The sequence below is a fragment of the Algibacter amylolyticus genome (assembly GCF_014202225.1).
Classification (GTDB): domain Bacteria; phylum Bacteroidota; class Bacteroidia; order Flavobacteriales; family Flavobacteriaceae; genus Algibacter_B; species Algibacter_B amylolyticus.
Genome location: NZ_JACHGE010000003.1, coordinates 133,013 through 157,244 on the forward strand (window position 1 = coordinate 133,013; position 24,232 = coordinate 157,244).

Here is a 24,232-nt window from a genome sequence, read left to right on the forward strand (position 1 = left end):
ATGGATTACATACAACAAACTTATAAAGGCTTACACGATTTTTGGCGTTATATAATTGGCGCATTTATTATATTTTTTGCGTGGCAATTAATAGGAATGATTCCTTTAGGAATTGCTTTAGCCGTTAAAATATTTGGAGATGCCTCAGTAGGTATGCCAACCGATATTCCTGAAATGAGCAAAGTTCTAGGGAGTAATTTGTTTTTGTTTCTTATGCTGTTGTCTTTTGCTGTTGGGCTTGTGGGTGTGTTTTTATCATCTAAGTTTTTACATAAGCAGTCCATAACGAGTTTAACTACAGCCCGAAAAAAAATAGATTGGAAACGCTTCTGGTTCATATTTATAGTATGGGGTGTCGTGTCTAGTGGCTTCGTGTTATTTGATTATTTTATGAGTCCGGAGGATTATCAGCTTAACTTTAATTTGCAACCTTTCTTAATTCTTGCAGTAATCGCTATTTTATTTATACCGTTGCAAACGAGTTTTGAAGAGTATTTTTTTAGAGGCTATTTAATGCAAGGTTTAGGGGTGCTTTTTAAAAACAAATGGGCGCCTTTATTAATTACATCTATAGGTTTTGGGTTAATGCATATTGCTAACCCAGAAGTAGAAAAATTAGGGCCAGTTATTATGGTATATTACATTGGAACAGGATTGTTTTTAGGTATCATAACACTTATGGACGATGGTTTAGAGTTGGCTTTAGGCTTTCATGCAGCTAATAACTTGTTTACTGCGTTATTGGTTACTGCCGATTGGACAGCGCTACAAACACATTCTATATTAAAAGATTTATCAGATCCATCAGAAATGGCTTTAGCAGAAATATTTGTTCCTGTTTTTGTTGTGTTTCCTATATTACTTTTTGTACTTTCCAAAAAATATAATTGGACTAATTGGAAAGATAAACTTTTAGGCCAAGTGGTAGAACCACCAAAAGAAGATTATAAAATTTTAGATTAAAAAATATGACACCGAATTACAAGAATGTACATTTAAAATTTAAGTTAGATAATTTAAATTATAAGTATGACGACCTTATGGAAGTAGCTTATAGCTATGTTAAGGAAGGATTACCATACCAACAAGAACTAGGAGAGTTTTTATTAGATTGGTTAGACGATAAAGATCATGTTATTGTAAAAACATCTGGATCTACAGGAAAACCTAAAAAAATTGAAATTAAAAAACAGGCTATGGTGAATTCGGCCATAGCAACCGGCGATTATTTTAATTTAAAACCGGGCGATAAAATTTTACATTGTTTACCATCAAACTTTATTGCTGGTAAAATGACTATTGTAAGAGCTATTGTTTTAGGTCTAGAACTAGATATGGTACAACCTGCAGCTTTACCGTTAATTGATTACGAAAAGGATTATACGTTCTGCGCTTTTACACCTATGCAGCTTAAAAACTTTGCTAAGTATTTAAAAAACATTAAAACAGTAATAGTTGGTGGTGGTCGAGTTTCTCAGGCTGTGGCACAACTTGTACAAGATAAAAAGCCCAATGTATATGAAACTTACGGCATGACAGAAACTGTATCTCATATCGCTGTTAAAAAATTAAATAATTTTACAGGCGCTAAAGATGAAGCCTTTTTTACAACGCTTCCAGGTATTAAAGTCTCTAAAGATAAAAGAGGATGCTTAACAATTAATGCACCTAAATTATCTGATGAAGTCATTGTAACTAACGATATTGTCGATATTATTTCAGACACTAGTTTTGAGTGGTTAGGGCGTTTTGATAATGTAATTAATTCTGGAGGTATTAAGTTATATCCAGAGCAAATTGAAAGTAAACTTCAAGATAAAATACTAGGTGAATTTTTTATTGCGTCAAGAGAAGATGATACTTTAGGCGATAAACTGATTTTAGTTGTTGAAGGAGAAAAAAGGGATATTGATAATGCCATTTTTAACGGCTTAGATAAATATGAAAAGCCAAAAGAAATTCATTTTGTATCTAAATTTAAAGAAACTAAATCTGGTAAAATTAATCGTAATAAAACTTTAGAATCTATACAGTTGGTTTAAGTAAATCTTAGCTTTATTGTAATTATTAAAAATTAAACCCATGAGTTTTATTCAACGTGTATTGTCTACCGTTACAGGCATTTTTGTGTTTTTAATTATTTGCTTTCTGTGCTTAGTCGTGTTAGGAGCTATTTTAGGTTCTGGATCCGATGATTTAGTAAAGGTAAAGTCTAATTCGGTTTTAGAATTAACTTTAGACTTTCCTATTAAAGATTATGGAGGCAAAATAGAATTTAAAGAATATCCCTTTTTAAACGAAAGTAGTAAAAAAGGACTTTTTAATATTATTGATGCTATAGATTATGCAGCAACAGACCCTAATATAAAAGGTATTTCAATTGATAATAATTTTATTAATGCAGGAATTTCTCAAACTAAAGCACTTCGGGGTGCTTTATTAAAGTTTAAGGAGTCTGGTAAATTTGTGGTGGCTTATGGCGATATGTATTCTCAAAAAGATTATTACTTAAGCTCAGTAGCCGATACCATTTATGTTAATCCTGCTGGGATGCTAGAATTTAAAGGTTTATCTACAGAGCAATTATATTTCAAAGATTTCCAAGAAAAAACAGGGTTTAAAATGGAAATTGTTAGACATGGAAAGTATAAAAGTGCCGTAGAACCTTTTCTAGAAAATGAAATGAGCGATAATAATAGAGTTCAAATCGAAGCCTATTTAAAGTCACTTTGGTTAGAAATAAGAAAAGATATTTCAATTAGCCGAAACATTTCTGTAGAACGTTTAAATACTATAGCAGATAGTTTGTTGGCTAGAAATCCAGAACTTGCTAAATCATCTAATTTAATAGATAAAGTAGCGTATCATGATGAATATATTAATGCTATGAAATTTGCCATAGGTTTAGATTCTAAAAAAGAGCTAAATAGAATTTCAATGGAAGACTATTCCGAGTATGCATCACGACATATGGGCGGAAAGTATAATAAGAATAAAATAGCAGTCATTTATGCTGAAGGCGATATTATTTATGGTGAAGGCGACGAAAATACTGTTGGTCAAGGTACCATGGAAAAGTCGCTACTAGAAGCCAGAACCAACCCAAATATTAAAGCTGTCGTTTTACGCGTTAATTCTCCAGGAGGAAGCGCGTTGGCGAGCGAACTTATTTGGCGAGAAATAGAATTAACTAAAAAAGTAAAACCTGTTATAGTATCAATGGGTAATTACGCTGCTTCTGGTGGTTATTATATTGCTAGTAATGCACATAAAATTATAGCAGAACCAACCACAATTACAGGTAGTATTGGTGTTTTTGGTATGTTGCCTAACGGAAAGCAGCTAGCAGAAAATATGGGCATTAATGCAGAACAAGTCATTACAAACCAAAACGCATTAACTTATAGTTTTTTTGAACCTTTAAGCGATAAACAACGAAAATACATAAAAGAAGGCGTTGTAAACGTTTACGAATTGTTTACTAATAGAGTAGCGCAAGGCAGAAAATTAACTAAGGCGCAAGTTGAAGAAATTGCACAGGGTCGAGTGTGGACAGGTGTAGATGCCTTAAAAATTGGGTTAGTTGATGAATTAGGAGGCTTAGATTTAGCATTAAAGTACGCGGCAGAAGCAGCAGAACTTCAAGAGTATTCAATAAGAGAGTTTCCTGTTTTTGAAAAAGACTTAGATAAAATGCTTGAAGATTTTGGCATAGTAAAAGCTAAAGAAACCATTTTAAACGAAGAACTAGGAGAGGAGAATTACAAAATTTTAAAAGAAATAAAATCAATGTCGCAGAAAAATGGCGTTCAGTTGTTATTCCCTTACAGTACAAATATTAAATAAATTCGGCCTTATAAAAAGGACTTTAAAGTAATTAAAAAGAGGTTTTCTATTAAGGAAGCCTCTTTTTTCGTTTAAAAACATATCATTTTTTAGAGTTATAAAATCGTTTTACATCTTTAGTTAATATAGATTTCTGTAGGTTGTTATTAATAGGTATCTCCATAGAAAAAACAGCTGAACTGCAGATAAATACCATTCGTCTACACTTAAGTTTTATTCATCTAATTGTATTTTAAAAGGACTTTTTCATACCTAATTTTGCCTTGAATTTAATAAATAAGTGTATTTCAACGATTAAATGTGACTTTTATCTGTGTGATGAGTCTTATTATTAGAAACGAATTTTTAATCAAATTATATAAGTGCAGTTAAAAACTAAAATATTATCATTAACATTAATCTTTATAGCCTTTCCGCTTTTAATGATCTCTCAAGTTAAAGTAGGTGATAATCCTTCTTTAATTAATTCAAATTCTATTCTAGAATTAGAAAGCAATAGCAAAGTTCTTGTTATTACGAGATTAAATGAAAGCGAAATAAATGCCTTAACACCTTTAGAAGGCGCATTGGTTTATAATACAGATGCCCAATGTGTTTTTGCTTTCGATGGTTTAATTTGGAAAAATTTATGCGATGAGCCAAATATTAGCGTTAGTGCAACCGGTCCATTAAATAATAAAATAGGTGATTTTTGGTTTAACAATGCTACAAATTTGGTAAGTATTTGGAATGGTAGTCAATGGCTTCCTATAAATATTAATCCACGTCGCGGCAGTGGTGCTCCTAATACGTCAATAGTAAACCCTTTAGCTGGAGATATCTATGTGGATCAAAATACAGGCGAAATTTACTCTTACAATGGTAGCGTTTGGGTATCGGTTAATAAAGACGTTAATGCCAACAACGGTATTTCTATAAACAGTAATACTCTGCAGCTAGGTGGTGCTTTAATAACACCAACTGTAATTACAACCAATGCTTTAAACACATTGGCTATTGAAGGGCTTCAGGATGTGAATTTTAGTAATTCATCAAATAGTATCGTAGTTGTAGATAATACTTCGGGAGTACTTAAAAAAGTATCTACTTCAAACCTTGTAAGGCAGCAACAAGTTATTGTAATGGCCAATAACGGTCAATCTCAATTTACAACGCCTTCAGAATTCACAGTAGTTGATGAGCTGGAAGTTTACAGAAATGGAGCTCGAATAACATTTGCTAGAGTAAATAGTACGACCATTGAAGTAGAACCAGAAGCCACATGTTATGATGGCGATGAAATAAGAATAGTTCAATTAAAATTAAACCCCATAAATAGTAATTAATAAACAAAGTAAAATGAAAAACAAATTTTTAAAATTAGGATTAGCATTAATAGCTGTAATGACATTTAGCTTAAGTAATGCTCAGCAAATAACAGGAGATGTTGGAGCTACTGAAAAAGTAGGAAAGTCTTCAGTTCTTAATGGTACAATACGTGTAATTGATAATAAGGGTACCAAAAAGTATTTACAAGTTAAAAATGGTTTAACACTTTTAACTGATGCTACACCAGATGGTGGTATTGTATCTACATGGCAACTAGGTGGCACACTTACTGATGATACAAACATTGCTACAGGTGATAAAGAGTTTAAAATTACATTAGATACAGGAGGTACTTTTGTCCTTGATGGTGTTTTACAAGAAACTGGAGTTGCAGCAACAGCAGGAACACTAGGTACATCTGGGTACACTATTTTAGTAAGAGATGAAGCAACAGGCGAAACAAGAAAAATATTAGCGACTGATCTGGTTCAAGCTGGACAATTAACAGCAACTGCAACTGCCGATGGTACTGCACCCACTTTAGCCGATGTTTCTATACCTGCTGTTTACCAGAAAGTATGGGTGTACAGAAACGGAGCTAAACTTTTAGCAAATGTAGATTATACGGTTGCTGCCGGAGCGGTTACTTTAGTGCCAAATGCTACTGCACCAAACGATTGGGCTATTTATGCTGATGATGTTTTCGAAGTTCAATGGATTAACTAAAATAAACCATGACAATTTCCCTAATGAATAAAAATTTTCTAATACTAACTTTGGCGTTGATTGTTTCAATAGCAATTAACGCCCAAGAAGTTAGGGTTATTGATAACAAAGGAACTCTTGAAACCATTAGAAACAATCAAGTTACCACGGCTGCAATTGCACCTGTAAACGCTCTTGAAGGTGATGTTTGGTTTGATACCAGTGGAACAACCAGTGTTACTAAAACATTTGACGGTACAAATTGGGTTTCAAATTCAGTAAATGTTTATAATGGCTTTTTTATTGTAACTGGAAGCGGTGTTACTACTGTGTCTGCTATACCGTTTCAGCCAAGTCAAGTAAGTTTTGTGGCGCATGCTAATGTTGAATCTTTAGATATCAATGAAGATAATGGCGTGGGTAATAATGCTAGAGGTATTAGTAACTCTCAAGGTAGTATGAATGGATTTGCCAGACTTAATAACGATAGTTCCATAACCCAACAAGTTATTTTTAGTGGTACTCACGGAAACTCTATTAACGATATATCAAGATTTTCTAGCAGTTCTAATTGTTTAGGGTTACGCTATGGAGATCAAAATGGAAGTAATTTAGGTGTTGTTACTGGCGCATTTACAGGTTTTACAACAGATGGTTTTACAATTAACGTTACTTATACAAACGGAGTAATAACTGCAAATAGCACAAATCCTGTTGTAAATGTTCAGCCAGCAGATGTTCAAGCCGAAGATGTTGTAGTACTATTTACGGCCTACAGATAAAAAATAATGAAGTTTATAATTTATATATGTTTAATGTTTGTAGGGAATTGCTATGCACAAGTAGCATTTCAAAACTATGGCAATGTCCAAATGCATGAAAATGCCGAGGTTGGATTTCATATAGATCTTGTAAACGATGGTACTTTTAACGAAAACCTTGGAATAGCAGGTTTTTATAGTGAAGATTATTCGCTATCTATATCCGGAACGGAAATTCCTCGATTTCATGATATGGAAGTAGATGTTGTTAATCATTTGTTTTTAGATATTAACACAGAAATTGTAAATAGCGTAAGTTATATTGTTGGCGATGTTATTACGCCTAGAGATAACCCAAACGTGTCATTAGATTATCTTACAGATTCTTTTTATGTATTGGAAGATGATGAAAGAAATACCGATGGTTATGCATCTTATCAAGGCGATTTAACCTTTAGTTTTCCTATTGGAGATCGCGATAAACTCCGACCTTTAATTACCACAAATACAGTTCCTAACACAACAGTAAAGGCGGCTTATTTTGATGAGGATCCTAATACGCCTTCTACATTTACAACTAGTTTTAACACAAATAGTTTAGAATCTATAGTTGGTGTTGTAAGTAATTTAGAGTTTTGGGACTTTAATGGCCCCGATAATTCTGTGGTTACCTTAACTTGGGATTCTGAAAGTGAAATTGATAATCTTGCAGAAGATTTAAGGGCTTTAAGAATAGTAGGTTGGCATATTCAAGATGAAGAGTGGAAAGACTTAGGAAATTCTGGTTTTTCTGGAACAACATCAGAAGGGACAATAAACTCTATTGTTTTCAATCCCTCCGAATATGAAGTACTCACTTTTGGAGCATTAATAACCGAAGATGATATCGATATTGCAAACCTAGTATCACCAAATGGCGATGGCATTAACGAAGTTTTCTACATTGAAGGTATCGAAGCCTTTGAAAATGAGTTAATCATCTTTAATAGATGGGGTTCTGTAGTTTATCAAGTGGATAATTATAAAAACAATTGGAGCGGTCTTGCTAACGTTAATAACGTTATAAAACGCCATAAAAAAGTTCCAACAGGTACTTATTATTATGTGCTTAAGCTAAAAGACTCCAACAAAAGTTCTGCAGGTTGGTTGTATATTACCTACTAATTACACTTGTATTATTCCTAAATTAAATGGTTTCTCAATAGGAGCGTGGTTTGCAGCTTCAATACCCATACTAATCCATGTTCTTGTATCTAAAGGATCTATAATTGCATCGGTCCAAAGTCTAGCCGCAGCATAATACGGAGACACCTGGTTGTCGTAGCGCTCTTTTATTTTATTATAAAGCTCGTCTTCCTTTTCTTTAGTAATTTTTTCACCTTGTTTTTCAAGTGATGCTTTTTCAATTTGTAATAACACTTTAGCAGCCGAATTACCACTCATTACAGCAAGTTCTGCACTTGGCCACGCAAAAATTAATCTTGGATCATAAGCTTTTCCGCACATAGCGTAATTACCAGCGCCATAACTATTACCTATTATAACTGTAAATTTAGGAACTACAGAGTTACTAACAGCATTTACCATTTTAGCACCATCTTTTATAATACCTGAGTGCTCGCTTTTACTACCAACCATAAAGCCTGTAACATCTTGTAAAAAGACTAAAGGTATTTTCTTTTGGTTACAATTGGCAATAAAACGTGTTGCCTTATCGGCAGAATCATTATAAATCACTCCGCCAAATTGCATTTCGGTAGGTTTCGTTTTAGAGCCTGTCGTTTTTACTAGTTTACGCTGGTTGGCAATAATACCAACAGCCCAACCATCAATTCTAGCATAGCATGTTATTATGGTTTGTCCGTAGCCAGCTTTATATTCGTCGTATTCCGAGTTATCAACCAAACGTTTAATAATTTCAAACATATCATACTGGTCGGCACGACTTTTTGGAAGAATCCCATAAATATCTTGAGGTTTTTCTTTTGGCTTTTTTGAATCCTTTCGGTTAAAACCAGCCTTATCGTAATCGCCAATTTTATCAATAATATTCTTAATGGTATCTAAAGCATCGGCATCATCTTTGGCTTTATAATCGGTAACTCCAGACACTTCACAATGTGTTGTTGCGCCTCCTAAAGTTTCATTGTCTATAGTTTCGCCAATAGCGGCTTTTACTAAGTAACTACCAGCTAGAAATATACTTCCTGTTTTATCTACAATTAAAGCTTCGTCGCTCATAATAGGCAGGTAAGCACCACCAGCAACGCAACTACCCATTACGGCAGCTATTTGAGTTATACCCATACTACTCATTAAGGCGTTATTTCTAAATATACGTCCAAAGTGTTCTTTGTCTGGAAATATGTCATCTTGTAGCGGAAGGTAAACACCTGCTGAATCCACTAAGTAAATGATAGGTAATTTGTTTTCAATAGCCAGTTCTTGCGCCCGTAAATTCTTCTTTCCAGTAATAGGAAACCAAGCACCTGCCTTAACCGTGGCATCATTAGCAACTACAATACATTGTTTTCCTTTTACATATCCAATCCTTACGACAACACCACCAGACGGACAACCACCATGTTCTTTATACATGTCTTCGCCTGCAAAAGCGCCTATTTCAATGGATTTAGCCTTAGGATCCAACAAGTAATCAACTCGCTCTCTAGCCGTCATTTTACCCTTGCTTTTATGTTTTTCAATACGCGATGCACCACCGCCAAGACTTACTTTTGCTAGCCTTCTTTTAAGTTCAGATACTAATAGTTTATTATGATCTTCGTTCTTATTGAAGTTGATATCCATACATGATTTTATTTGACACGAATTTACAAAACCTATTTTGGTATTTAAAGTGAATATTTTGTTAAATAATATTACATGGAAATATATTCCTAGGAAAATAAATATTTTAAACCTATCTTTGTATTATAATTAACAAATTGATTAATGAATAAAAATAAAATTATCTATTACATAGCCACAGTAGTGCTATCTATTGTAGTGCTATTTTCTGTAAGCATGTACTTTTTTAAACATGACATGATTAAGGGCGCTTTTACAAGTTTGGGGTATCCAACATACTTAATTTATCCTTACGCTATTTTAAAATTATTAGGATTGGTAGCGGTTTGGACACCAAGTTTTAAAATACTTAAAGAATGGGCGTATGCAGGGTTCTTTTACGCTTTTGTTTTAGCTTTTTTTGCCCATGTTATGGTAGAAGATGGCGCACAAGGAACAGCGTTGGTAGCAATTATTGCACTAGCCATTTCTTATATATTTAATAGACTAAAAAATAAACCATTAATAAAAACAGATAAATAATGAAAAATATACTAGTATTTGCCGGGAGTAACAGTAAAAACTCAATAAACAAGCAACTGGCCGAATTTACAGCAGGTTTGGTTGATAATGTAAAAACAACAGTATTAGATTTAAACGATTTCAATTTACCATTATACGGTATAGATTATGAAATTGAGTATGGAATTCCAGAAAACGCTCATAAGTTTTTAGAAGCTATTAAATCTTCCGATGGCATAATATTGTCTTTAGCCGAGCATAACGGCGCTTATTCAACCGTGTTTAAAAACCTGTTCGATTGGATGTCTAGAATAAATGGTAAATTATGGAGCGAGAAACCTATGCTTTTAATGGCTACATCTCCAGGCGCTAGAGGAGGTGCAACAGTTTTGGAAATCGCTAAAGGTCGTTTTCCTTTTATGGGCGGTCGTATTGTATCAGATTTCAGTTTTCCTTCTTTTAACGATAATTTTTCAGAAGGATCTATTACAAATCAAGATTTACACACAGCACTTAAAAATAAAGTAGCATTGTTTCAAAACGCATTATAAAATAGGATATGGGAGATTTATCAAAAGAAATTAATTCGAAGTTTGCCAATAATAAGGTAAAGGCTTTGCTGAATATTATTTATACAGCAAATTTGATTTCAACCCGTCAAAATGAGTTTTTTAAGCCTTTTGGAATTTCGCCTCAGCAGTATAATATTTTAAGAATTTTAAAGGGCGCTAAAGGTCCATTAAAAGTTCAAACTATAAAGGAAAGAATGTTAGAGCGTTCTCCAAATGCCACACGATTAATGGATAAGTTGTGCGCAAAGGGTTATATAGAGCGTTGCGCTTCTAAGGAGGATAGGCGTGTGGTTAAAATTACAATTACTAAGGCTGGATTAGATTTTTTAGAAACCATTCCTATACATTCTCATAGTGAATTTTTAAAAAATTTAACCGAAGAAGAAGCAGAACAGCTAAGTAATTTATTAGATAAAATGAGATAATTAAAAACAGTTTACAATGAAAACAGTAATTCATAAAGCAGAAAGTAGAGGATTTGCAAATCATGGTTGGTTACAAGCTAATCATTCATTTAGTTTTGCCAGTTATTTTGATAAGGAAAAAGTGCAATTTGGTGCTTTGCGTGTGCTTAATGATGATGTTATTGCGCCTAAAATGGGGTTTGGTACACATCCGCATAACAATATGGAAATTATTACTATTCCTTTATCTGGCGTGCTTAAACATAGAGATTCTATGCATAATGAATGGCAAGCTGTTTTACCAGGTGAAGTTCAAATTATGTCGGCAGGAATAGGCGTTGAACACTCTGAAATTAACGGGTCTAACACCGAGCATTTAAGTTTGTTTCAAATATGGGTTATTCCTAATAAAGAGGACGTTACTCCGCGATACGACCAAAAAACCTTTGACGCAGAAGGAAGAAAAAATAAGCTTCAGACTTTAGTGAGTTCGATAAATGAAACTCATGAAGGAAGTTTAAAAATTCATCAAGATGCTTTAATTTCTAGAATAGACCTAGATAAAGGTGAAACGTTCGAATATCAACTAAAAAGTGAAAATCATGGTGTTTATGTTATGACCATTTTTGGCAAGCATTCAATTAATGAAAATGAGCTTAATACTAGAGATGCTATGGGTATATCTGATACTTCTATTTTTAAAATTGAAACTATAGAAGACTCAGGGCTTTTATTTATTGAAGTTCCTATTAATTAATAAAATTTTATTAAAAGTTAAAAAGCATCCAATTTGGATGCTTTTTTTATTTAAAACTACGATATTTGCTTTTCAACTAACCAATTATAAATACGAAAAGATTATGGCGATGAATAAAAACACAGTTTTAGCTTGGGCTACATGGATAATGATTTCAATGGGGCTTTTGCTAATGGGACTAGGCGCATTTAGGTACGACGACGTTGCAGGATGGGGCTTTGGTGCTGTAGGTTTAGGCTTTTTTGCTGTGGCATGGGTGTTTAATGCATTAAAAGGTCGTGTATAGCGATGTTATTAAATTAATTAATTATTACAAATTACAATGAGTGACGATAAGAAAGTAATTTTTTCAATGTCTGGTTTAACCAAGACATTCCCTGGTGCCAATACACCAGTTTTAAAAAATATTTATTTAAGCTTTTTTTATGGAGCTAAAATTGGAATTTTAGGTCTTAATGGTTCTGGTAAATCAACCTTACTTAAAATTATTGCAGGTGTAGATAAAAATTTTCAAGGCGATGTAACCTTTTTGCAAGATTACTCGGTTGGTTATTTGGAACAAGAACCACAATTGGACGACGATAAAACGGTTATGGAAGTGGTTCGTGAAGGTGCAGCCGAAACCGTTGCTATTCTTGATGAATATAATAAAATTAACAACCAATTTGGTTTGGAAGAAGTATATTCTAACCCAGATAAAATGGAAAAGTTAATGGCTAGACAAGCCGAATTGCAAGATCAAATTGATGCTGCAGGGGCGTGGGAGTTAGATACCAAATTAGAAATTGCTATGGATGCGTTACGTACTCCAGATGGCGATAAAAAAATAGGAGTACTTTCTGGAGGTGAAAAGCGCCGTGTGGCTTTATGTCGTTTACTTTTAAAAGAACCAGATGTATTACTTTTAGATGAGCCTACCAATCACTTAGACGCAGAATCGGTACATTGGTTAGAGCATCATTTAGCACAGTATAAAGGAACTGTTATTGCTGTAACGCACGATAGATACTTTTTAGATAATGTTGCTGGATGGATTTTAGAGTTAGATAGAGGTGAAGGTATCCCATGGAAAGGGAATTACTCATCTTGGTTAGACCAAAAATCTAAACGTATGGCACAAGAAAGTAAAACAGCTTCTAAACGTCAAAAAACGTTAGAACGTGAGCTAGATTGGGTACGTCAAGGAGCCAAAGGACGTCAAACCAAGCAAAAAGCACGTTTAAAAAATTACGATAAGTTAATGAGTCAAGATCAAAAACAACTTGATGAAAAACTTGAAATATACATACCAAACGGACCGCGTTTAGGAACCAATGTAATTGAGGCCAAAGGAGTTGCCAAAGGGTATGATGATAAATTATTATACGACGATTTAAACTTTAATTTACCACAAGCAGGAATTGTTGGTGTTATTGGACCAAATGGTGCTGGTAAAACCACAATTTTTAGAATGATAATGGGAGAGGAAACGCCAGATAAAGGTGAGTTTACCGTTGGTGAAACAGCAAAACTAGCTTATGTGGATCAAAAGCATTCTAATATAGATCCAGAGAAAACCATTTGGCAAAACTTTAGTGATGAGCAAGAGTTGGTTATGATGGGAGGAAAAGAAGTAAATTCTAGAGCCTATTTAAGCAGATTTAACTTCTCTGGCGGCGAGCAAAATAAAAAAGTAAAATTACTTTCTGGTGGAGAACGTAACCGTTTGCATTTAGCTATGACGCTTAAAGAAGAAGGTAACGTATTACTTTTAGATGAGCCAACAAATGATCTTGATGTTAATACGTTAAGAGCTTTAGAAGAAGGTTTAGAAAACTTTGCAGGTTGTGCTGTAGTTATTAGTCACGACCGTTGGTTTTTAGATAGAATATGTACTCATATTTTAGCTTTTGAAGGCGATAGTCAGGTATATTTCTTCGAAGGTAGTTTTTCTGATTATGAAGAAAACAAAAAGAAACGTCTTGGTGGCGATTTAATGCCGAAGCGTATTAAATACAGAAAATTAGTAAGATAATTTTATTAGAAATATAAAAAAGGCTCACGTTTACGTGAGCCTTTTTTGTTTTGTAAATCCAACTAGTTTAATCTATCCAAATAGATTTAGTATTGGTAAATTCTCGAATTCCATAACCAGAAAGTTCTCTACCATAACCACTAGTTTTTATACCTCCAAAAGGCATTCTAGGATCCGAAACCACTAATTTATTTACAAAACTGTTTCCAGCTTCTAATTGTAGAGCTACTTTTTCGCCTCTAATATTATTTTTGGTTATAACACCAGAACCTAACCCGAATTTCGAATTATTTGCAAGTTCTATGGCATGTTTTTCGTCTTTTGCTTTTATTACAGATGCCACAGGGCCAAATAATTCTTCATCAAAAGCTTCCATGCCTGATTCTAGATTGGATATAATGGTGGCTGGGTAATAGGCACCGGTTCTGTCTGGTATGGTTCCTCCAAGTATTAATTTTCCGCCTTGGCTAATTGTTTTTTCTACTTGTTTGTGCAATTCGTCTCTTAAATCTACTCGTGCTAACGGACCGTAATAGGTATCTTCATCTGTTGGATCTCCCATTTTAGCCGCGTTCATTTTTTCTTTAAATAATTCTAGAAAATCGTTGTAAATAGCGTCTAAAACAATAAATCGTTTGGCTGCAATACAAGTTTGGCCATTGTTCTGTAATCGGCCATAAGTAGCTAAATCTGTAGCTTCTTCTAAATCGGCATCATCTAATATAATGTAAGCATCGCTACCACCTAATTCTAATACAGATTTCTTTAAGTTTTTACCTGCAATTGCTGCTACCGATTGTCCTGCAGGCGCACTTCCTGTTAAGGTTACTGCAACAATGTGCTTGTTTTCTATAATAGATTCAACATGATCTGAACTTACATTTAAATTACTAAAAATTGCTTTTGGAAATCCGGCTTCCTGTAATGCATTTTCTAGAGCAAAGGCGCAACCTTGTACATTCGAGGCGTGTTTTAAAACAGCTGTATTTCCTGCCATTAATGCAGGAGCTAAGAACCGTATAACCTGATAAAACGGAAAATTCCATGGCATAATGGCTAAAATAACGCCTATAGGTTGAAATGTGACGTAGCTTTTGCTAGCTTCGGTTTTAACGGGTTCATTGGCTAATAATGCTTCGGTATGTTCTGCATAGTAACGACAAATTTTAGCGCATTTTTCTATTTCTTTTCTAGCTTGTTCTATAGGTTTTCCCATTTCTTGGGTGGCCAACTGCGCATATTCTTCATGGCGTTTATCAAATACCTCGGCAAGTTTAGTCATGAGGTTACTACGCTCTGTAAACGATGTTTTTTTCCATGATTTAAATGCGGTACCGGCTTTTTCTAAGTGCTCTTCAGTTTCAGATACTGTTAAACGATTATATGTTTTTATAGGGGTTTCTGTAGCTGGATTTATTGTGGTTATTGTGCTCATTATTTTATGTTTTTTGAAAATTCTTTAAGTATTACATTCAGTATTTCATGGTTTAGCGAATAATCTACAGCTAAATCAATGACTTGAACGCCCTTGGCTGTTAATGCTTCTTCTAAATTAGAAGTAAATTCTTTAACCGATTTTGGCTGATAGCCTGTGGCTCCAAAGCTTTCAGCATATTTAACAAAATCAGGGTTTTTATAGTCTAATCCGTATTTAGGAAATCCTTCACCTTCTTGTTTCCATTGTATCATGCCGTAAGCATTGTCATTTAAAATAATAACAACCAAATCCAATTGTAATCTTACAGCAGTTTCAAGTTCTTGCGAGTTCATCATAAAACCGCCATCGCCATTAATTGAAATTACTTTTTTATCGGGATACAATTCTTTTGCCATTATAGCAGAAGGTAATCCTGCGCCCATAGTTGCTAAAGCATTATCTAAAATAAGACTATTTTGAACATATGCCGGATAATTTCTAGCAAACCAAATTTTATAAATACCATTATCTAAGGTCACAATGCCATCGTCTGGTAACGCATGTCTAACCAATTTTACTAAGCGTTGCGGTAAAATAGGGAAGCGGTCGTCATCTTCATATTTCATTAAATGTGCAGATACATTATCTCTAACCTTAAAAAACACTTCGTTATCCCACGATTTAGCATCTGGTTTTAAAGCTTCGGCAAGATTTTTAACGCTACCAGCAATATCACCAATAACATTATAATGCGGAAAATAAAGTTGATCTATTTCTGCTGCAAAATAGTTAACATGAATAACGTTTTGGTTGCTTGAATTTTCCATTATAAATGGTGGTTTTTCTATAGTATCATGACCAACATTAATTATTAAATCGGCTTTATGGATGGCTTCATGCAGAAAATCATCATCAGAAAGTGCAGCGGTACCTAAGTAAAGTGGATTACGCTCATCAATAATACCTTTTCCCATTTGTGTGTTAAAAAACGGAATTTGTAAGCTGTTAACAAAATGAGTTAATGCTTTACTTGCCCGTTTTCTGTTGGCACCAGCGCCAATAAGTAATAAGGGCATTTTCGCATTTCTTACCATGTTGGCGGCATGATTTATAACGGCTTTTCCAGCATAAGGAATTTTATAATCAACAACATCAAATATTTTAGGGTCTGTAACATCTTCTTGGGCAACATCTTCGGGCAACTCAATATGTACGGCTCCAGGGCGTTCTTCACCAGAAACTCTAAACGCCTCTCTAATTATGGCAGGAATGTGCTCGCCATAAGTAATTTGTTTTGTGTATTTGGTTAAAGGCTGCATCATTTCTACAACATCAATAATTTGAAACTTACCTTGTTTACTACTTTTAATAGGTTTTTGTCCGGTAATCATTACCATGGGCATTGCGCCTAATTGTCCGTAAGCAGCTGTGGTTACTAAATTGGTGGCTCCAGGGCCTAAGGTTGATAAACATACCCCAGGTTTTCCTGTTAATCGCCCATAAGTGGCTGCCATAAAACCGGCTCCTTGTTCGTGCCTAGTTAATACAAATTTTATTTTATCAGAGGTTCTAATAGATTCTAATATATCTAGATTTTCTTCACCAGGAAGGCCAAAAATATATTCTACACCTTCGTTTTCTAGTGCTTTAATAAACAAATCTGATGCTTTCATAAATCATTCTTTTTTTGCGTTCAATCAAAACTAAAGCAAAAGAAATTTTAAAGTTGACTTAATAAATAGAAACTTTAATGCATTTAGAAATTATAGCATTTTATTTAAGTAATAAAGTATAAGGGAATAGAAGGAAAAATGAATATGAAGGGTGTAAGAAGGCGTTTATTTTTGTTTATAAATATGGTCTGTACCCATTTTATAATCCAAATTAACCTCAATATTTTTAATGTTTTCAAAATTATCATTAAAGGTCTTTAACTCTTTTTTAATAGAGGCTTCATGTTCATTAACATATAAAAAACGCTTAGCCATTAATGCTATTAAAATAACAATAATTACAAAAATGGTAGTTAAAATATAAAAAAGCATTGCATATTAAGTTTTTAGTTACCGCCGTACATATGGCCATCGGTAAAATCTTTATACGAGTCGTCGGTATTCTCAGAACTCCTAGTACTCATAGCTTCTAAACGCTCATTTTCCTTTTTTAATTTATAAGATTTTCGCACACCAAGAAGTAAAAGTATTCCGAAAAATACCGTAATTACAACAAGTAGCATAACTATACTAGACTCACTAATTAAAGAGAAGGCTGCAAAATTGGTAAGTTTAATTTTTAGTAGCATTGTAATGCATCGAAAGCGTTAGGGTATTAACAAATATACTCTATTCTATTAAAATGTACGATATTTTTTATTAACTGTAACATTTTCATAACTTGGTATACTTATAAATAGAGCAAGAATAAAAAAAGTAATTTAAGGTGTTATAAATAGTTATTTACCCTTTTAAATTCAGAATTTTTAACGAAATTGCTTACTTAATACTAATGTTCAACCTAAAACACAAAATATAACATGTCTGATGATTTTGATTTATTAGAAACCAATTCAAACGAAAAAACCGAAAAAGTAGATGTTAATTGGGGGAAAGCCATTGACACAATGAAATCTAAATTGTCTCAAGAGGACGATCCAGAATCCAGGCAGAAAATATTAAATGCCACTTTGGACGATGTGGTACATATGGCCGAGAAAGACAGAACAACACTTTTAGATGCTATAAAAGACTTAACCGACTATCAAGATGAAGTTGGTATTATGTTCGAGAAATTTTCGGCATTAAATCCAACCGAGCAAAAGGTTATCGACGATGCACAAAAAGCCTTAGAGCGTGCACGAATAGAATTAGAGGATGCTAAAAACAAACCAGATACGTGGTGGAATAACCTTTGGGGGCGTAAAAGCAAAATTAAAAAAGAAGAAGCAGAGTTTGCCATAGCCGAAAAAACTAGAGCAGGAGCCGATAATAAGGCAAAAGCCATGTTTCAAGAACGTATAGAAAGTGCCGATGTACAAACGCTATTAAGCGAGTTATCATATAAATCGCAAGCAGCGGTTACCCGTTTAAAAAACCGTGAGGTAGAAATTAAAGAGGTAGAAGAAAAGCTTAAAGATGCCATTGTCGAGGCTTCAAAAAATCACACAAAAGCCTTAGCTAAAAAGAAAGAAGTAGAAGCAAAGCTGGAGGAAAACTACGCCTTATTAAAACAGTCGCGTCAAGCACTAGAGGATATCGCCGATAAACAATCTACCGAGTATTCCGAGGCTATTGGTAAAATGACGGCCCTAGAGCAAAAAGTAGAAGAATTAGAAGGTCTTAAAAACGCCTATACCACCTTAGCGGCAAGTAAAGATAGTTTTGTGCACAAACACAATTTAACCATAAAAGTACTTACATCTTTACGCAGTAATTTACAAACCCATCGTGCAAAATTAAAGTCGGATACCGAGGAGCGTCTTAAGTATTACGATGGTTACGTGGTGGCTTTAAAAGCACGTACCGATCAAGAATTTGCTGCAATTTTAGAGCATTTAGGTGTAAAAACAGACGAGCATATTGGCGAAACCCTAGCATCAATGCATACAGCAAGTGCTAAAGCACGTCAAGACATGATGGATAACATTCCGGTACACGAAAAAGTTATGCAAGGCGTTTACAGCAGTTATGCCGAGGCTTTACAAGAAATTCGTGCTAAAGATGGCGAAATCCAAAAGAATTTTGCAGAGCGTTACGGCATCGATATGAAAGAAATTTTCGAAGATTATTACAATGCCGAAAACACAACACCAAAAGGCGACGATGGTGGAGAACCAGCAGGAAAACCAACACCAAAACCAGAAACTAACGACGACGATTTATTAAGTTAATGTATAATTTCGAGTCCTGTCGGTTTTTATCCGTATGGCATCAAAAATATAAGGGCGTTACCCCGCGAAAAAGCGGGGTCAGGCTTTCACTACTCGCTCTCTGCGAGGAGCTCAAACATACCGTTCAATCCTTAACGCATACCCGACTAGCTTCAGGTTTGCAGCAAGCATTGTTAATTTTTTAATTAGTTATTTTTAATTAAAACATGTCCATTAACCATATAGTAACACCGTTAGATTCGGCTATTTTAGATTCAAAAGAGCAATACGTTTTTTACCATAAAATGGTAGATTTCGCTTTTAAAGAATTAATAGTGGCCGTTCAAAGAGAACAAATATGTAGCAAAATAGAAGTTCAGCTTTTTAAGCAATACTGCGATTTGCTGTTATATTCCATTGAGGCTATGCGTGTTAAATACATGTACGACGACGAGGATAATATGAAGGTAGATTTAACAGATTCTGGACTACCTAACTATTTAGAATTCCGTTACCTGTTTAACGATTTAGAGTTACGCGATGAGTATTTAGGCAAATTAACACCAGTAGAAACCCTTAAAGAGGAGTTTTTAGATACGCTAATGCGTAAAAAAGAGCCCATTAGTAAAAGTAAACTCTTTCAAGCATCATCTATAGTTTACTATACTTCGGTTAACAAACAGTATATATTTAACAAGTTTGTACAAGGTAAAATCTTAGAAATTCAAGATCAAGAGAACGCTAGCTTTTTAGTAAGCTGGAGTTTTTACGATGTGTCGCATAACCGACCTTTTATTTGTTTCATGTATTTTAATTACGATGGTAAAAAGGTTAACGATTATCGCGAAGATATTTATGAGGTTTTAAAAACAGTTGCCGATAGAGATATGTCTTTAGATACCATGGCATATACCATAGATAGAAAATTACCTAAAGTATCGCCAAAGCTAATTAAACGTATAGATTTAGGACCATTGCATAATGTATTTGCTAAAGACGAGCACAAAGTAACACACGCTATTTTAGAGAGTATTGGTAAAAAAGAAATCCCTTTAGAGTCGTATGCCTTTTCGTTACGCGTTAATGAAGTGGCATCAAAAAGTGAATTTAAAGAAGGTAGTTTTTTTAGCAAACAAACCTTACAACGTTGGGACGAGGTTTTTAAACAAAAGTACATTTTAGCGCCACATCGTATTATTCAAATGCTGTATAATAAAACACCAGAAATGATGAATAATTTGGCTAAAGCACCTATAGAAGTTGCGGGACTAAAAATAAAATAAAAAGAGTTTACAGTCGCAGTGTCAGTTTTCAGTACTGCGATATAAATAATAAAAATAAACAGTTTAAGATAAAGTAAGCAGAGTTGCATAAGTACTGTTAACTGTTACTGAATACTGCCAACCGAATACTAAATAATTGTCCATAACAGTGAGCACTGAAGACTGCAACTGAGGACTGAAGACTAAAATAAAATGGAGCACAATTCAACATTTCCAATAAAATTAACCGAACTCGATATGCTTCGCGATGAAGCTTCATCATACTTAAAAAGTATACAGTGGGAGCAAGGGTCTCGTGCAAAAAACAGAGATAAAGATGCAAAAGATGAATCTATTTTACTGTATTTATCTAGAGCTAATAATGGCAGTTCTACGAGTATAACTTCGGTTTCAAAAACCATTTTGGCGTTAAAAAAGCGTTTGTTGCCCGATTCTGTGGCGCTTCCTATTTATTTAAACCAAACGTTATATGCTGTTCAAGAAGGTATAACCTTAGGCATTTGGATTAAAGATAGCTATTACGATGCATCAGGATTATCTAGTTTAAACGAAAACAAATCGGCTCTAGATAATAACGGAAAACGTGAGTACGAAAGCAAAATGCATACCGCTACGGCGTTTATGCTATTTGCAACGGCTTATAAAATATTAAACGATTTAAAACCACATGCTTCCGACGATTTAAGCGTCATGAAACAGAAATTTGCTGGAATACCAGAATTGTCTTTAATGTCGCCGTTAAAAGGAATATCGTGTAGTTTATTTTACTTTGATAAATACCTAGACCACCCTGAAATTATAAAGTCCGATAAAGATGTTATTGATTTTACAGTGGTTTATTTTGAAGCTTTAATTGACGAAATTCAGTTAAGAAAAAGCAGTTTAGAGTACACCGAAACCATTGAAGATAGAACCTATAAACTTGAAAAATCTGAATTTGCTATTTCTGGTTGGAATAATGTGTTTCAAGGTACCGCAAAAAGTATTGAGTTTAATAAAATTAAGTTCGAGCAAATAGTAGGTAATCGAGATGCAAAGCATTTTGCGCGTCGTTTAACAGAGCGTATGTTGAGTTACGATTTTACTGCCAAAAAGAATCCGTTTCAAGAGCTTGGTGGTTTTATGCCAGTGTTTATGGGGTATGGAATTCCAGGAACAGGAAAAAGTATGTTAATTGCTGCTATTGCTACTAGACTTAAAGAGCATTGCGATACTTTAGATATCCCGTTTTTATTTCATCCCATGCCAGATACCTTAATTTCGACATTTCAAGGCGGGTCTGCCGAAAAAATGGTAGAATGGATGAAACCCATGCAAGATCCAACAAAATTAATTTTCGCACCTATTGACGATGCCGAAAATAACTTGCAAGAACGTACTGCTCAAGGTGTTTCGGCAGGTGTTAAAGAAGTTATTGGTGTGTTTTTAAGATATACCGAAGGTGCTTATGCTGTTAATTACGGTAACAGTTCTATAGGCTTATTTACTAACCTACCAGAAATGTTGGACAAAGCGGTAATTTCTCGTGTACAAGGACGATTCAAAATTGATGGGGCAAGAACAGAACACGATTTTTTAGATCAAGATCACATTTGGTGGCGTAAATTGGACGATACTATGCCAGACTTTGTGAACATGCAAGGTCCAGAAAACTATGCCTATTTACAAGATCAAGGTTTAGCTAAAAACATGGGCGATATTTTAAGCAATGTCGATAAGCCAACAGAAGCACGCGTTCACGACGTTTATAGTAAAGTAGAAAAGCAGTTTAAAACCAATCAGCATTTATTTTATGCTAATTTGTATAAGGAAATGCAGGCTGTGTTTCCGTTCTTTTCTTCACGAGATGTACGTAATATTCAATCGGCAATTTCATTACGATTAACCGATTTCGATTTGGAAGAAGATTGGTTTGAGAACCCAGAAATCTATTTCAAACAAGATTACGACACCAAGTTTAATATGCTTCAAGAATTGATGCGTGGCAATATGAAAGGCTTAGATTTTTCTGAAATTAGACGACAAGAAGTGGTGCGTTATTTAGATAATGTGGCAACCATTGCAGACACCGATTTTAAACGAAAAGTCGATGCCCGAGTGAAACAATTAAATATAGAAACTAAAGCAAGAAGTACTTTTGAAAATGAGCGATAAGCATATAAAAAATATTGAAACCAAGTTACTTTCAGATAACTATTACATTTTAAATAGAGTCACTTTCGATTATTTAATGTCTAACGGCGAATGGGTAAACCAAATGCGAGAGGTTTACGATAGAGGCGATGGTGCAGGAATACTGTTGTATAACAAAGCGAAACAAACCGTTATCCTAACCAAACAATTTAGAATGCCAACGTATTTAAATGATAATAAGGATGGCTTTTTAGTGGAGGTTGCAGCTGGTATGCTGGATAAAGATAACCCCGAAGCTTGTATTATTAGAGAAACCGAAGAAGAAGTTGGTTATCGTTTAAAATCCGTTAAAAAAATATATGAAGCGTATTCATCGCCTGGGGTAATGACCGAGAAAATGCACTTTTTTATTGGAGAATATACCGATGATATGAAGGTAAATGAAGGCGGTGGTGTTGATACAGAACATGAAGATATTGAAGTGCTAGAAATGCCTTTTAAAAATGCCGTAAAAATGTTGAATAATGGCGAAATTGTTGATACGCGAACAATTGTGTTGTTACAGTATGCAATTATTCATAAGTTATTAGAATAAATGGACAAACTAAAACAAGCAAACTTATACAGAAGCGAACTCATTCCCGTTAGCGGAAAACTCGTTGGGCGTTACAACAAATGCTTAGTAAAACTTGGTTTTTCTAAAACAAAGCTAAAAACCTTTCACATTGATGGTATAGGTTGGAGTCCAGAAGTTGCTGAAGAAAAAGGAGCCCTAAATTATTTAAATAATGGTGAAGCAAATCCGCATGGAATCATTATTTCACCGCTTCAAAAAGGCAAACCGGTGTATTTACCGTTTCATTCGTTCGATAGGGACATGATGAAGTTTGTGTTTAAAATTCACGACCAAAAGATTAAAGATATTACAAGAGATTGTGCCATATGTTTAGATTTCGATCAAGGCATAGACGCTTTTTACGAACCTTTAGATGTTTTAAAATATAATAAAGTCGCCATCAATTTTCATCTTATCGATAACTTGAAGCATGTTCAAAAAGAACAATTACAACTTGTTGAGACCTTTAAACGCGCTAATAATTTTATAGATGAAACCTTGCATCAGCAAATTCTAGATTCTGCTAAAACCTTTGGCGATTTAAGAACCAGGAATTTAGATTTACACGAATTACAATTTGCAACCGATTCATTTTACACCAGAGCCTTTGGAGGCGTATATGTTTTAAGAGATTTTATAAAACCTATTGTAGTCTTTGAGGATGAAACATGGCATAAAGAAGCTATAAAGGACACTAACTACGATGTTTTAATTTATCATATTGAGCAGCCAGAACTTATGGATAAACTGCGCGATCATGTTATTATAGAATACGATTTAGAAAAAGCAATTACCACGAAACGTTACGAACGTATCAAGAAATTTGAAATGGCTCAGCATTTAAAAAATGTGAATCACCTGGTAAAAGATATTCTAAACGATCCTATATTATTTAAAAGTTACTTAAATAAACTTGATATAAAGGCAAGGAAAAAAGTAATGAGCGTAGAACGCTATTTAGAGAAATTAGAAACCAGTAACCAATACAAAATAGCCGATATTGTTGACGAAAAACTATTTGAAGCGCTGCATAAACCGCATTCTTCATTAGATGCTAAACACCAAGATTTAATCTGGAAATTATTGGTAAATATTTCATCAAAAGATATTTTATTTTGGTATTGGTATGATAAAGAGGCGTTTTATACTAATTTTAAAACTTGGGATGATTCCCTTAAGGATTGGGCAGTTGAAACGATTAGTAACAATATTTAAAGCTTGAAGCACGAAGTAAGAAGTTGG

At 34.1% G+C, this 24,232-nt stretch carries 23 protein-coding genes; 18 read left to right on the top strand and 5 right to left on the bottom strand.

Annotation, left to right across the window (positions count from 1 at the left end; all coding sequences use genetic code 11):
* The 7 genes from HNQ90_RS08265 (at position 1) to HNQ90_RS08295 (ending at position 7,784) form a co-directional block, all read left to right on the top strand.
* The gene (locus tag HNQ90_RS08265) at positions 1 to 963 is read left to right on the top strand and encodes a CPBP family intramembrane glutamic endopeptidase (protein ID WP_144115994.1); all 963 of its coding nucleotides are present in this window, start codon (positions 1 to 3) and stop codon (positions 961 to 963) included.
* Between the two features lie 5 nt (positions 964 to 968).
* Positions 969 to 2,042: an AMP-binding protein gene (locus HNQ90_RS08270; protein WP_144115993.1), complete on the top strand. Its 1,074-nt coding sequence runs from the start codon at positions 969 to 971 to the stop codon at positions 2,040 to 2,042.
* Between the two features lie 40 nt (positions 2,043 to 2,082).
* The gene (gene sppA / locus HNQ90_RS08275) at positions 2,083 to 3,846 is read left to right on the top strand and encodes a signal peptide peptidase SppA (protein ID WP_144115992.1); all 1,764 of its coding nucleotides are present in this window, start codon (positions 2,083 to 2,085) and stop codon (positions 3,844 to 3,846) included.
* Between the two features lie 362 nt (positions 3,847 to 4,208).
* Complete coding sequence (locus tag HNQ90_RS08280) at positions 4,209 to 5,171, top strand: hypothetical protein (RefSeq protein ID WP_144115991.1); 963 nt, start codon at positions 4,209 to 4,211, stop codon at positions 5,169 to 5,171.
* A gap of 13 nt (positions 5,172 to 5,184) precedes the next feature.
* Positions 5,185 to 5,880, top strand: a complete 696-nt coding sequence (locus HNQ90_RS08285; RefSeq protein ID WP_144115990.1) for a hypothetical protein — start codon at positions 5,185 to 5,187, stop codon at positions 5,878 to 5,880.
* A gap of 23 nt (positions 5,881 to 5,903) precedes the next feature.
* A complete protein-coding gene (locus HNQ90_RS08290; protein WP_144115989.1) occupies positions 5,904 to 6,641 on the top strand; it encodes a hypothetical protein in 738 nt (245 codons plus the stop codon).
* A 6-nt stretch (positions 6,642 to 6,647) separates the two neighbouring features.
* A complete protein-coding gene (locus tag HNQ90_RS08295; RefSeq protein ID WP_144115988.1) occupies positions 6,648 to 7,784 on the top strand; it encodes a T9SS type B sorting domain-containing protein in 1,137 nt (378 codons plus the stop codon).
* On the opposite strand, the gene HNQ90_RS08300 is transcribed toward HNQ90_RS08295, so the two are convergent.
* Positions 7,785 to 9,428, bottom strand: a complete 1,644-nt coding sequence (locus HNQ90_RS08300) for an acyl-CoA carboxylase subunit beta (RefSeq protein ID WP_144115987.1) — start codon at positions 9,426 to 9,428, stop codon at positions 7,785 to 7,787.
* A 144-nt stretch (positions 9,429 to 9,572) separates the two neighbouring features.
* Here HNQ90_RS08300 and HNQ90_RS08305 point away from each other — a divergent pair, with 144 nt between their 5' ends.
* The 6 genes from HNQ90_RS08305 (at position 9,573) to ettA (ending at position 13,676) form a co-directional block, all read left to right on the top strand.
* Positions 9,573 to 9,950 (top strand): DoxX family protein, encoded by a 378-nt coding sequence (locus HNQ90_RS08305; RefSeq protein WP_144115986.1) that lies wholly within the window; start codon positions 9,573 to 9,575, stop codon positions 9,948 to 9,950.
* Positions 9,950 to 10,480 carry an NADPH-dependent FMN reductase gene (locus HNQ90_RS08310; RefSeq protein WP_144115985.1) on the top strand — a complete coding sequence of 177 codons (531 nt, stop codon included), beginning with the start codon at positions 9,950 to 9,952 and terminating at the stop codon, positions 10,478 to 10,480. The genes HNQ90_RS08305 and HNQ90_RS08310 overlap by 1 nt, the downstream gene beginning before the upstream one ends.
* An 8-nt stretch (positions 10,481 to 10,488) precedes the next feature.
* Positions 10,489 to 10,926 carry a MarR family winged helix-turn-helix transcriptional regulator gene (locus HNQ90_RS08315; protein ID WP_144115984.1) on the top strand — a complete coding sequence of 146 codons (438 nt, stop codon included), beginning with the start codon at positions 10,489 to 10,491 and terminating at the stop codon, positions 10,924 to 10,926.
* Positions 10,927 to 10,942: 16 nt separating this feature from the next.
* Positions 10,943 to 11,662: a pirin family protein gene (locus tag HNQ90_RS08320; protein WP_144115983.1), complete on the top strand. Its 720-nt coding sequence runs from the start codon at positions 10,943 to 10,945 to the stop codon at positions 11,660 to 11,662.
* 109 nt (positions 11,663 to 11,771) lie between these two features.
* Positions 11,772 to 11,948: a CAL67264 family membrane protein gene (locus HNQ90_RS08325; protein ID WP_241678341.1), complete on the top strand. Its 177-nt coding sequence runs from the start codon at positions 11,772 to 11,774 to the stop codon at positions 11,946 to 11,948.
* Positions 11,949 to 11,984: 36 nt separating this feature from the next.
* A complete protein-coding gene (gene ettA, locus HNQ90_RS08330; RefSeq protein WP_144115982.1) occupies positions 11,985 to 13,676 on the top strand; it encodes an energy-dependent translational throttle protein EttA in 1,692 nt (563 codons plus the stop codon).
* 67 nt (positions 13,677 to 13,743) lie between these two features.
* On the opposite strand, the gene HNQ90_RS08335 is transcribed toward ettA, so the two are convergent.
* The 4 genes from HNQ90_RS08335 to HNQ90_RS08350 form a co-directional block, all read right to left on the bottom strand.
* Positions 13,744 to 15,111 (bottom strand): NAD-dependent succinate-semialdehyde dehydrogenase, encoded by a 1,368-nt coding sequence (locus HNQ90_RS08335; RefSeq protein WP_144115981.1) that lies wholly within the window; start codon positions 15,109 to 15,111, stop codon positions 13,744 to 13,746.
* Positions 15,111 to 16,766: an acetolactate synthase large subunit gene (locus HNQ90_RS08340; protein WP_144115980.1), complete on the bottom strand. Its 1,656-nt coding sequence runs from the start codon at positions 16,764 to 16,766 to the stop codon at positions 15,111 to 15,113. Before HNQ90_RS08340 ends, HNQ90_RS08335 begins: the two co-directional genes overlap by 1 nt.
* A 165-nt stretch (positions 16,767 to 16,931) precedes the next feature.
* Complete coding sequence (locus tag HNQ90_RS08345) at positions 16,932 to 17,138, bottom strand: hypothetical protein (RefSeq protein ID WP_144115979.1); 207 nt, start codon at positions 17,136 to 17,138, stop codon at positions 16,932 to 16,934.
* Positions 17,139 to 17,152: 14 nt separating this feature from the next.
* Positions 17,153 to 17,395 (bottom strand): hypothetical protein, encoded by a 243-nt coding sequence (locus HNQ90_RS08350; protein WP_144115978.1) that lies wholly within the window; start codon positions 17,393 to 17,395, stop codon positions 17,153 to 17,155.
* A gap of 231 nt (positions 17,396 to 17,626) precedes the next feature.
* On the opposite strand from HNQ90_RS08350, the gene HNQ90_RS08355 reads away from it, so the two are divergent.
* The 5 genes from HNQ90_RS08355 (at position 17,627) to HNQ90_RS08375 (ending at position 24,205) form a co-directional block, all read left to right on the top strand.
* Entirely contained in the window at positions 17,627 to 18,979 is a 1,353-nt protein-coding gene (locus tag HNQ90_RS08355) for a coiled-coil domain-containing protein (RefSeq protein WP_144115977.1), read from the top strand.
* A 206-nt stretch (positions 18,980 to 19,185) separates the two neighbouring features.
* Positions 19,186 to 20,241 carry a hypothetical protein gene (locus HNQ90_RS08360; RefSeq protein ID WP_144115976.1) on the top strand — a complete coding sequence of 352 codons (1,056 nt, stop codon included), beginning with the start codon at positions 19,186 to 19,188 and terminating at the stop codon, positions 20,239 to 20,241.
* Between the two features lie 192 nt (positions 20,242 to 20,433).
* Positions 20,434 to 22,395: an AAA family ATPase gene (locus HNQ90_RS08365; protein WP_144115975.1), complete on the top strand. Its 1,962-nt coding sequence runs from the start codon at positions 20,434 to 20,436 to the stop codon at positions 22,393 to 22,395.
* Positions 22,385 to 22,969, top strand: coding sequence for an NUDIX domain-containing protein (locus HNQ90_RS08370; protein WP_092850633.1), 585 nt, complete (start codon positions 22,385 to 22,387; stop codon positions 22,967 to 22,969). Before HNQ90_RS08365 ends, HNQ90_RS08370 begins: the two co-directional genes overlap by 11 nt.
* Positions 22,970 to 24,205, top strand: a complete 1,236-nt coding sequence (locus HNQ90_RS08375; protein ID WP_144115974.1) for a DUF6638 family protein — start codon at positions 22,970 to 22,972, stop codon at positions 24,203 to 24,205. It abuts the gene before it with no gap.
* Positions 24,206 to 24,232: the final 27 nt, after the last annotated feature.